The organism is Boseongicola sp. (assembly GCF_057460485.1).
Window position 1 is genome coordinate 21,774 of sequence record NZ_JBVCWP010000020.1, and the last position, 10,071, is coordinate 31,844.

General features: G+C 59.8%; 14 protein-coding genes. 12 read left to right on the forward strand and 2 right to left on the reverse strand.

Going from position 1 to position 10,071, the window contains the following annotated elements; translation table 11 throughout:
* Positions 1-24: 24 nt before the first annotated feature.
* From AC221Y_RS04895 to AC221Y_RS04915, 5 genes are all read left to right on the forward strand, one after another.
* Positions 25-1,731, forward strand: a complete 1,707-nt coding sequence (locus AC221Y_RS04895) for an acyl-CoA dehydrogenase (protein WP_299753705.1) — start codon at positions 25-27, stop codon at positions 1,729-1,731.
* On the forward strand, positions 1,731-2,780 hold the full coding sequence (locus tag AC221Y_RS04900; protein WP_299753704.1) for an MBL fold metallo-hydrolase: 1,050 nt from the start codon (positions 1,731-1,733) through the stop codon (positions 2,778-2,780). Before AC221Y_RS04895 ends, AC221Y_RS04900 begins: the two co-directional genes overlap by 1 nt.
* Entirely contained in the window at positions 2,780-3,241 is a 462-nt protein-coding gene (locus AC221Y_RS04905; protein ID WP_299753703.1) for a DUF6173 family protein, read from the forward strand. The genes AC221Y_RS04900 and AC221Y_RS04905 overlap by 1 nt, the downstream gene beginning before the upstream one ends.
* 88 nt (positions 3,242-3,329) lie before the next feature.
* Positions 3,330-3,464: an aa3-type cytochrome c oxidase subunit IV gene (locus AC221Y_RS04910; RefSeq protein WP_299753702.1), complete on the forward strand. Its 135-nt coding sequence runs from the start codon at positions 3,330-3,332 to the stop codon at positions 3,462-3,464.
* Between the two features lie 16 nt (positions 3,465-3,480).
* Positions 3,481-4,089, forward strand: coding sequence for a hypothetical protein (locus AC221Y_RS04915; protein ID WP_299753701.1), 609 nt, complete (start codon positions 3,481-3,483; stop codon positions 4,087-4,089).
* Positions 4,090-4,093: 4 nt separating this feature from the next.
* Here the strand turns inward: AC221Y_RS04915 and AC221Y_RS04920 are convergent, their stop codons facing one another.
* Both AC221Y_RS04920 and AC221Y_RS04925 read right to left on the reverse strand, forming a co-directional pair.
* Entirely contained in the window at positions 4,094-4,420 is a 327-nt protein-coding gene (locus AC221Y_RS04920; protein ID WP_299753700.1) for an AzlD domain-containing protein, read from the reverse strand.
* The gene (locus AC221Y_RS04925) at positions 4,417-5,118 is read right to left on the reverse strand and encodes an AzlC family ABC transporter permease (protein ID WP_299753699.1); all 702 of its coding nucleotides are present in this window, start codon (positions 5,116-5,118) and stop codon (positions 4,417-4,419) included. The genes AC221Y_RS04920 and AC221Y_RS04925 overlap by 4 nt, the downstream gene beginning before the upstream one ends.
* Positions 5,119-5,173: 55 nt before the next feature.
* Here AC221Y_RS04925 and AC221Y_RS04930 point away from each other — a divergent pair, with 55 nt between their 5' ends.
* The 7 genes from AC221Y_RS04930 to AC221Y_RS04960 all read left to right on the forward strand — a co-directional run.
* Positions 5,174-6,055: a formate dehydrogenase accessory sulfurtransferase FdhD gene (locus AC221Y_RS04930; protein WP_299753698.1), complete on the forward strand. Its 882-nt coding sequence runs from the start codon at positions 5,174-5,176 to the stop codon at positions 6,053-6,055.
* Positions 6,052-6,234, forward strand: coding sequence for a hypothetical protein (locus AC221Y_RS04935; protein WP_299753697.1), 183 nt, complete (start codon positions 6,052-6,054; stop codon positions 6,232-6,234). The genes AC221Y_RS04930 and AC221Y_RS04935 overlap by 4 nt, the downstream gene beginning before the upstream one ends.
* The gene (locus tag AC221Y_RS04940) at positions 6,231-6,557 is read left to right on the forward strand and encodes a hypothetical protein (protein WP_299753696.1); all 327 of its coding nucleotides are present in this window, start codon (positions 6,231-6,233) and stop codon (positions 6,555-6,557) included. Before AC221Y_RS04935 ends, AC221Y_RS04940 begins: the two co-directional genes overlap by 4 nt.
* Positions 6,547-7,089: a hypothetical protein gene (locus AC221Y_RS04945; RefSeq protein WP_299753695.1), complete on the forward strand. Its 543-nt coding sequence runs from the start codon at positions 6,547-6,549 to the stop codon at positions 7,087-7,089. The genes AC221Y_RS04940 and AC221Y_RS04945 overlap by 11 nt, the downstream gene beginning before the upstream one ends.
* The gene (gene mobA, locus AC221Y_RS04950) at positions 7,086-7,691 is read left to right on the forward strand and encodes a molybdenum cofactor guanylyltransferase MobA (protein WP_299753694.1); all 606 of its coding nucleotides are present in this window, start codon (positions 7,086-7,088) and stop codon (positions 7,689-7,691) included. The genes AC221Y_RS04945 and mobA overlap by 4 nt, the downstream gene beginning before the upstream one ends.
* Positions 7,688-8,182 (forward strand): molybdopterin-guanine dinucleotide biosynthesis protein B, encoded by a 495-nt coding sequence (mobB, locus tag AC221Y_RS04955; RefSeq protein ID WP_299753693.1) that lies wholly within the window; start codon positions 7,688-7,690, stop codon positions 8,180-8,182. The genes mobA and mobB overlap by 4 nt, the downstream gene beginning before the upstream one ends.
* Positions 8,179-10,071 (forward strand): molybdopterin-binding protein (locus tag AC221Y_RS04960; protein ID WP_486706874.1); only part of this gene is annotated, 1,893 nt, incomplete at its 3' end. The genes mobB and AC221Y_RS04960, both read left to right, overlap by 4 nt.

The following is a 10,071-nucleotide window of genomic DNA, read 5'->3' on the forward strand; positions in this document are numbered from 1 at the left end:
GCCAAGCTGACAGATGAGGTCGGGATGTCTTTTCGGTCCCCAGTTTCAGACATAGATTTCGTGCTTTCGGCAGTGGTCGGGTACGATCAACTTGTTGCGACCGAACGCTTTGCGGATGCTGGATCCGAGACGGTTTTGGCCGTCTTGGGCGAGGCTGGCAAGCTGTGCGACGCGGTGATAGCGCCTTTGAACCGTGCCTCAGACTTGTATCCTGCTCGGCTTGAGAAGGGTGTTGTTCAGGCGACTCCCGGCTTTGATGCAGCCTATGCGGCCTTCTCGGAAGGCGGTTGGATCGGGCTTGCTGCCTCCGTTGCGCAGGGCGGCATGGGGTTGCCGGAAACGGTTCAGTTCGCAGTGAACGAGATGCTTTCGGGCGCCTGTGTGTCGTTTCAGCTTTTGCCGTTGTTGTCTCAAGGGCAAGTGCAAGCGTTGGACGCCCATGCCTCAGACGAGATCAAGGCGCTTTATATACCGAAGCTGTTGTCCGGCGCGTGGTCGGGGACGATGAACCTGACCGAACCGCAAGCCGGGAGCGATGTCGGCGGGTTGCGCACGAAGGCCGTGTCGAATGGCGACGGGACGTTTGCGATTTCGGGGCAGAAGATTTTCATCTCATGGGGCGATCATGATCTGGTCGATAATGTCTGCCATCTGGTTTTGGCGCGGCTCCCGGATGCCGCACCGGGCACGCGGGGGATCAGCCTGTTCATGGTGCCGAAGTATTTGCCGGATGAGAACGGCGCTGCTGGTCTTGCGAATGCGCTGAGTGTGGTGAGCCTTGAGCATAAAATGGGGCTTCACGGGTCACCGACCGCGGTGATGAGTTACGACGGCGCGACGGGTTGGCTTGTGGGGTCTGAGAACGGCGGAATGGCTGCCATGTTCACGATGATGAACGCTGCGCGGCTTGCGGTTGGGTTTCAGGGCGTCGGTGTGGCTGAAGCCGCCTATCAAAAAGCGGTGGCTTTTGCGTCTGAGCGCAAGCAGGGCGCGGTGGGTGGCACGGGCGCAATCATTGAATTTGCGGACGTGCGCCGGATGCTGATGGGCATGAAGGCGGATATCTTTGCGGCGCGGTCGATCTGTTATGCCTGTGCGGTTGCACTGGATATGGAAACAGCAACCGGCGATGCGGCCTGGATGGCGCGCGCTGCGTTTTTGACACCGATTGCCAAAGCGTTTGGATCGGATGTGGGCGTGGCGGTGGCTTGCGAAGGAGTGCAGGTTCACGGCGGCATGGGCTTTGTTGAGGAAACCGGTGCAGCGCAGTTTTTGCGTGATGCGCGGATCACGCCGATTTACGAAGGCACCAACGGCATTCAGGCGATGGACCTTGTGGGTCGCAAAATGATGGACGGCGGCGAGGCAGCGTTCCGGCTTTTGGACGAGATCGAAGGCGGGGCCGAAGCTGCGCGTCAAATGCTGCCCGAGTTGGGCGACGCGGTGTGGAGTGCGGCGGAGAGTTTGCGTGAGACGACCGAGTGGTTGGTTGCGCAGGACCAAGGCGGGAGGTTTGCCGTTGCGGTCCCATACCTGCGGGCGTTCGCGCGGGTTTTGGGCGGGCATTTCCACCTGAAGGCTGCGCATGTTGTGGGTGGCAAAGGTGCGCGCGCCGGAGTGGCACGGTTTTACATTGATCGCCTATTGCCCGAGCATGACGGGTTGTTGGCGCAGGTGCGTATTGGCGACAAGGGGCTTTACGATCTGAGTGTGGATGACCTACTTGCCTGATGGCTGAATTTACCCGCTCTTTGCGCTATCCGTTTGAAACGCCGCCGCCGGAGGGCGAGGTCGCTGAGGTTGGCGACGGCATTCTTTGGGCCCGGTTGCCGCTGCCCATGGCGCTTGATCATGTGAATGTCTTTGTGTTGGACGGCAAGGACGGCTGGACCGTCGTTGATACTGGTATGCAAAGTCGGCGTACAAAGGCTATCTGGCAAAAACTGCTGGACGGGCCGCTTGCGTCCAAGCCGGTCGCACGGGTTTTGATCACGCATCATCATCCTGATCATATTGGGCTTGCGGGTTGGTTTATGGCTGAACACGGGGCCGCGTTGCTGACGTCTCGGACGGCGTGGCTGACAGCGCGGATGTTGGTTTTGGATGTGCAAGAGCGGCCATCTTCCGAGACGATTGCCTTCTGGGAGAGCGCCGGGATGCCTGCCGATATTCTGGCTGCCCGTTTGCGCGAACGGCCTTTTAATTTTGCCGATACGGTTGCGCCGTTACCGCTTGGCTATACCCGCCTGAAGGACGGTGATCGGGTCGATCTTGGGGGGCGTGGCTGGCGCGTCTGGTCCGGCGATGGGCATGCGCCCGAGCATCTGACGCTTTGGTCCGAGGATGGGGCGGCTGTGCTGGGGGGCGATCAGTTTTTGCCGTCGATATCGCCGAATTTAGGATTGTATGCCACCGAGCCTGAAGCCGATCCCGTGGCCGAATGGATGGCGTCCTGCGCGCGGTTCACGCCATTTTCGAAGCCAGATCAGTTGGTTTTGCCTGGGCATAAGCTGCCCTATTTCGGTCTTTCGACGAGGCTTGATCAGTTGATCGCCAATCATGAGGGCGCACTTGCGCGGCTGGCGGCGTTTCTGGTCGAGCCGCACACCGCAGTTGAGTGTTTTCGCACGCTGTTCAAGCGCGATATCCGGGGCGGTGAGTTTGGGCTCGCGCTTGTTGAGGCGATGGCGCACTGCGTGCATCTTTGGCATGCTGGTCGCGTGACGCGGGTGCGTCGCGATGATGGCGCGTGGCTTTGGCAAGTTCGGGGAGATGTCTGATGGACAACAAGATCGAGACGACGGCGGAACATGTCGAGGCGGCGGCGATGCGCCTGGGGCGTGCCGTGTACACTGGTGATGGCCCTCGCCCTGGACCCGAAATCGCGCCTTTGCCGGATGCAATTACCAAGAAACCTTTCGAGGAAAAGTCCCCGGCAGAATGGGCCTACGAGCGCTTAATTCTGTATATTAAGAACTTCGAAGAATTGCTGGACGGTGAGCAAGAGGTGGCGATGGGGCTAACGGATACCGGGGCGGGGGTGCTTCGGATCGAAGGACTTGGGTATTTCGATCCCGACATTGTGACATTTTACGGGACCGACGGGACAGGCGCGCGTATTCAGTTGGTACAGCATGTGACCCAGTTGAATGTTGTGTTGCGCGCCACTCCGAAGCCGGATCAGGCAGCCCCTGCGCGACGGATCGGGTTTGATCTGGCCAAGGGGCTAGACGAGGCGTGAGGTGCGGCCATCGGTCGTGTTAGTCCTTGCGTGACATAGCTGTTTGATTGCGGTAGCACACCTGCAAACAGGAACCGGAGAGACCGCCATGTCTGAACATAAGCACGGCAGCATGAATATCGAAGATCAGGAGAAAGCCTTTGCAGGCTTTATGCGCTTGGCAAAGAACGTCGCGATTTTTGCGATCTGTGTTCTGATCTTCCTCGCGATTTTCAATACCTGATCTTGTGGGCGTGAGGGTGCGTGTCCTCCGCAATCTGATCCTGCTTTTATTCCCGCTTTGGGTTGCTGCCTGTGGCGGCCCTGCCGAGCCTGTCTGGGCGCCGGATACCGCCGTTGCGCGTGCGTCGTATGTCCATGAAGGACCAACGCGCGTAACGTTGTTTACGGTTGTTAGCACGCGGAACGGATCTGGTGGGCATTCGGGATTATTGATCAACGGGTCCGAGCGGGTGATGTTTGATCCTGCCGGTACGTTCGACGTTCCGTTCGCGCCCGAGCGCAATGACGTTCATTTTGGTATGACCCCCCGTACGCTGGCGGCATATGTGGATTACCACGCGCGCGATGCCTGGAATGTCCGGGTTCAGGAGTTGAACGTGACAGCGGCGCAGGCAGAAGCGTTGCTTGTCGCTGTGAAGGCCTATGGGGCAGTTCCAAAGGCGCAGTGTTCGCTTGCAATTACCCGGATTTTATCGGGCGTTGCTGGTTTTGAGGGCATTGGCTTCAGCTATTTCCCGAATGCTTTGTCGAAAGATTTCGGCAGACTTTCCGGCGTGCGCGAAAAGTTGGTGACCGACGCGACGGCCGACAAGGGACACAACGTCGTCTTTCTGGAGCGGCCTTAAGCACCTAGAGAAGGTATTGAAGGCCGCCGTAGGTGATGACACCCGCGATGACGCTGGGGAGCATGTCTTTACGCCACCAACCAACGACTATTGTGGCGAAGGCTGCGGCAATGCGGACCGGATCGGCCTCGCCGGTGACCGGGTTTGGCATTAGCACCAGTGGAGCCACGAGACCCGGAAGAACCGCGACAGGTGTGTAGCGCAGGTGGCGCAGGGCCCATTCCGGCAGTTTGCGGTTGCCGACAAGTCCGAGGAACGAAAAGCGGATCAGATAGGTGCCAACACCTATGATCGCGATGATCGTCCAGATTTGGCCATCGGTATAGCTCATCGCCCGCGTCTCCGTTCAATCTCGGCACCGACCGCCATCGCGATGAAAGCAGCAAGCAGCAAGCCGGTGCCCGAGGGCATGCCGGAGAGCGCAAGCACTGCGATAACCGAGGTGACGGCAGCCGCGAGGTGAGCCAAAGTTTTGAGCATTGGGGCCGCAAGCGCGAGGAACAGGATGGGCATCGCGAAATCAATGTTAAAGCCGTTGAGGAAGCGGTCTCCGGCGACGGCTCCGATATAAGTCCCCAGGAACCAAATCGGCGTCATAAGCGACACGCTTCCCAGAAAAAAGGCGGCTTTCTCAGACACGCTGAGGGACGGTTCTTTTTCATAGCGTGCGATGCTGATGGCGTAACTTGCGTCGAAGTTAATGTAGGCCACAAGCGCGCGCTGCCAAAGGGGCGCGGTGGCGAGGTGGGGTTGAAGGCTTGCCGAATACATCGCCATGCGCAGGTTGACGGCAAGGGCGGCGGCAATGACGCTCCAGACCGGGACGGCTTCGCTCATGAGCTGAACGGCGGTAAACTGCGAGGCGCCTGCGATCACGATGATCGTGAAACCCATGGCTTGGGCGACTGACATGCCTGCTTCTGTCGCGATAATTCCGAAAAACAACGCAAATGGAAAACCCACCGCGATAAACGGCAGTCCTGCCCAAAAGCCTGAGACAAATGCGAATTTTGATGTGGTGGAGGTCATGAAGGCGTCCTAGTATTGGTTTGCGCTTATCGCGGGGAGGTGTCTGACGCAAATCATGGTTCGTGCTGACATTGATCATTATCTGATTGCGCCTGATCCGGGGCGCGCTGGGCTGACGCGCAGGCTTTCGGGCGTGGATGAGACAGGGACTGAGGCGTATCTTGGCGTTATCGAAGAGCGACCTTTGACGATTTTTCTGAATGGCCAGGAGATCGTGACGGCGATGACAATCGGGGATTACCCTGAGTATCTGGCGCTTGGGTTCTTGCACAATCAGGGTATGTTGGCGCCCGGCGAGGCCGTTGTTGGCGTAGATTTTGATGAAGAGCTGGAGACGGTGGTTGTGCGCACGGATGGCCAGACGACCTATGAGGGCAAGCTGAAGAAGAAAACGCGCACCAGCGGCTGTGCGGTGGGGACGGTTTTTGGCGATATGATGGAAGGGCTTGAGGGGCTGACTTTGCCTGAAGCCGAGGTGCGGACTTCCTGGCTTTATGCCTTGGCGGGCCGCATCAACCGCACACCGTCGTTGTATCTTGAGGCTGGCGCTATCCACGGATCGGTGTTGTGCGAGCGGGATCGACCCCTGGTTTATATGGAAGACGTGGGGCGGCATAATGCAGTTGATAAGATCGCAGGCTGGATGGTGGCCGAGGGCGTTTCGGGTGGGGACAAGATACTTTATACCACCGGGCGTTTGACCTCCGAGATGGTGATTAAATGTGCGCATATGGGCATACCGGTTCTGGCATCGCGGTCGGGGTTCACGGCGTGGGGTGTGGATATTGCGCGCCAGGTCGGTTTGACGCTGATCGGACGGATGCGCGGGCGGCGGTTTCAGTGCCTTTCGGGCAATGAGCGGTTGACCCGTGACGCAGACCCCAAGGGCGCTGCGCAAGAAGACCGCAAGCATCGCCGGAAGGGGGGCGAGGCTTGAATAACTTTACAGCTGAAGTTTATGGCACCGAAGAGGCCCGCGCTGAGATTGCGACGATGATCGCCACAGGGCACGCGGACACCTGGCAACTCACTTACGCGCGGTGGCGGGCTGTAATCGCGATGGTTGGGGCAGGAACAGTCTCGCTTTTGTCGCTGGGTCTGGTGGTTTGGGTGTGACTGGCCGTTCGCCTCCGGTGTGGTTGGGCATTGCTGCCGCGTTCTCAGGGGCGTGGGTATGGACGCGGTCAGCCCTTGCACCGGTACGCCGGTTGACGGGTGCTTTGTCGGACGCGTCGCCCGCGAAGGACGGCAGACAAGTCTGGACGTTTGGCCTGGACGGGGTGCGCATTGGCGCGGATGTGGCGGACAGTCAGTTCGGCTGGCGCGTGTTTGATCGGGTGCTTGCGGGACAAAGCGCGATTGGTTTGGCGTCGGGCAATGTCTATTTTGCGTTGCCGGTCGATCTGACCTTATTGAAAGGATCGAAGCGTGGATGGTGATGTGAGGGGCGAAACTGACGCGATAGTCTTGCGCTATCGGTTCGACACGAAGGTGTTGCCCGCCGCCATGACTGGCTGGTGGCGGAGCGCTGTGCAGCCCGTAAAGTTTTTGCATCGCGCGGTTTTCTGGGCGGTGGTCTGGCTTGGGCTATTGGTCCTGGCGGGCGCTATCGGGAAGGCGGGGTTGCCTCCAACGTTTGTGGTTGCCGGTATCTTGGGGGCCGCTGTGATGGTTGCGGCCTTTGCCTATTTGCAGCGAACCCGGATGCGGCAGTTTTACCGGACCGTTGGCACGCATTGGGATCGGGCAGGCGAGATTTCGGTGCGCTTTGATGCGCGCGGCATGGACATGCGGGACGACGTGTCAGAACGACGGTTCCAGTGGGGTGCGATTGATGCGGTGCGAAAGGCGAAGGGCGCGACGGTTTTGCGCTCAGGCATGTCGATGATCGCGATCCCGGATACAGCGATACCTGAGGGGTTGACCGCAAAAGAGTTTCGCGCGCGTCTGAATGACTGGAGAGGCGCGTGAAACAACCATTGGGCGTGATCCTGGCGGGAGGGCAGGCGACACGGATGGGCGGCGGTGACAAGGGCTTGTTGCGGCTTGGACAATCAACGCTGCTTGGCCATGTGATTGATCGGTTCGCGCCTCAGGTGGCGGGACTTTGTCTGAATGCCAACGGAGAGCCTGCGCGGTTTGCGGCGTTTGGGATGCCGGTTATTGGCGATACGGTTGAAGGGTTTGCGGGGCCGCTTGCTGGGGTTTTGGCGGGGCTAGATTGGGCGGCGACCAAGGGTGCTGATCATATTGTGACTGCCGCCGCTGACACGCCGTTTTTTCCGGGCGATCTGGTGCCCCGGTTGCAGATGGCAGCCGAACTTGCGGGCAAACCTATCGCTTTGGCGCGCACCGACAATGGGCGGCACCCGACGTTCGGGCTTTGGCCCGTCGCATTGCGCGAGGATTTGCGGGTCGCGTTGGCGGATGGCGTGCGCAAGGTTGTTCAGTGGACTGACATATATGGCACTGCGATGGCGGATTTCCCAACTGGGCGTTTTGATCCCTTTTTCAATGTGAATACCCCGGAAGATTTGGTTTTAGCGGAAAGCTATGCGGGGCGCTTGTCATGAAAATCTGGGGGGTTGTGGGCTGGAAAAACGCCGGCAAGACCGGGCTGATGGAGCGCCTTGTGGCAGAATTTGTCGGGCGCGGTCTGACAGTTTCGACTGTAAAGCATGCCCACCACGCGTTCGATGTGGATCAGCCGGGGAAAGATTCTCATCGTCACCGAATGGCCGGCGCCAGCGAAGTTCTGTTGGGGTCAGCTCAGCGCTGGGCGTTGATGGCGGAACTGCGCGGTGCAGGCGAGCCGGATCTGGACGCGTTGCTTGCAAAGCTGTCTCCGGTTGATCTGGTTTTGGTGGAAGGTTTCAAGACGGCGGATCATGCCATGATCGAAGCCCATCGCGGCGAAACGGGCATGGCGTTGCTGGCGCCTGAGACGCCAAGCGTACGGGCCATTGCGTCGGATTGCAGTGCGACGCACGGGGATTTGGCGGCATTTGATCTGAATGACACCGGAGCGATTGCAGATTTCATCATGGCTGAGCTGGCGTTGTGAGCCGGTTCGATACGGTTCTGGTGATGGACTGGTCGGCGGCGCGTGCAAAATCGGCGCGACCTCAGAAAGACGCGATCTGGGCGGGGATCGCTCGGGACGGTGTTTCGGACGAGCCTGTCTATTTGCGCAGTCGGCTTGAGGCGGAGACTTGGTTACGCACCTTTTTCGTGGATGAAAACGCAGCGGGGCGTCGGGTGTTGGCGACGTTTGATTTTCCATTCGGGTATCCGTCCGGGTTTGCGCGCTGTGTGACCGGAAGCGATGATCCTTTTGTGCTTTGGGACTGGCTTGAGGCGCGGATCAGGGACGATGCATCCGGTGAGAACAATCGCTTCGAGATTGCCGAGGCGATCAACGCGTTGTTCCCGGCTTTGGGGCCTTTTTGGGGGAAGCACGCCAAGGACCGCAACCCCGGCGTTCCTTACCGCAAAGTGGACGTCCGCTTTGACGGGTTTGCGGAAAAGCGCGCGACGGATGTGGTTGCGCAGTCTGCGTCAAGTTGCTTTCAACTGGCGTTTCCGCCGACCGTTGGGGGTCAGGTATTGATGGGGTTGCCAGTTATGGCGCGGCTTCGCCAGATGTCGGGGGTTGCGGTCTGGCCGTTTGAAGACTGTGGCGCGGCATCCGTGGTTTTGGCTGAGATTTGGCCGTCTTTGGTGGACCGTGCAGTGCGGCGGTCGGGAGATGTCATTCGGGATCGCGCGCAGGTGCAGCTTTTATCTGTGGCCTTGTCGCGCTTGCCGCAAGACGAATTGGCTGTTTGGATGGATGTGCCTGATGTTGCGCGGGAAGAAGCGTGGATTTTGGGAAGCGGTCATGGGGATCGGTTGGACGAATTGACGAGAGATCAGATGCTTAAGCCGCCGCGCCTGAAGAACGATTGCTTTGCCCTGCCGCCCGGCGTCGACTGGACACCGGTTAATGATGCTTTGGGGCGGCTGCGCGCGGCTTTGGTGCCGGTGGCGCGCATTGAAACCTGCGCGTCCTCAGAGGCATTGGGGCGTGTGTTGGCGAAAGACGCTGTGGCGCTTCGCGCGAACCCTCCGGCCGCGAATTCGGCGGTTGACGGATATGGGTTTGCGCATAGCGTGACGGGAGCAGGGGACCAGATTTTGCCGCTGGCCGATGGTCGCGCGGCGGCTGGGGCGGCCTTTGACGGCGTGGTTCCGCAAGGTTCTGCGATCCGTATTCTGACCGGCGCGATCTTGCCGGACGGCGTTGATACTGTGGTGCTTGAAGAAGACACGACGACCGACGGCGCACGGGTTGCTTTTGAAGGGCCGGTGAAGGCTGGTGCGAATGCGCGCCGTGCGGGTGAAGACGTGGAGGCGGGCGAAGTGGCGGTTCTGGCCGGCTGTCGGTTGGGGCCTGCCGAGCTGGCGCTCTTGGCCGCAACCGGTGTGACTGAATTATCTGTGTTCCGCCCGCTTCGTGTTGGCGTTTTGTCTACAGGTGACGAGATCGTCGCCCCGGGATCTACGCAGGATCCGGCGCGCACTTACGACGCAAATCGTCCCATGTTGTTGGCGCTTTTGTCGGATTGGCGGATGGCGGCAGTTGACCTTGGCCATGTGGGCGATGACCGGGCGGCGGTCATTGCGCGCCTTGATGCCGCGGCGGGAGAGGTTGACGTCATCCTTACTTCTGGTGGCGCATCGGCTGGGGACGAAGACCACGTTTCGGCGGCCTTGGGCGACGCAGGTGTGCGGCATGATTGGCGTATCGCATTAAAGCCGGGCAGGCCCCTGGCGCTTGGGATGTGGGGTGGCGTCCCGGTTTTTGCGCTTCCGGGCAATCCTGTCGCTGCATTGGTCTGCACGATGATTTTTGCACGGCCTGCATTGGGGCTGATGGGCGGCGAGGATTGGCGCGTGCCGCAAGGCTTCATG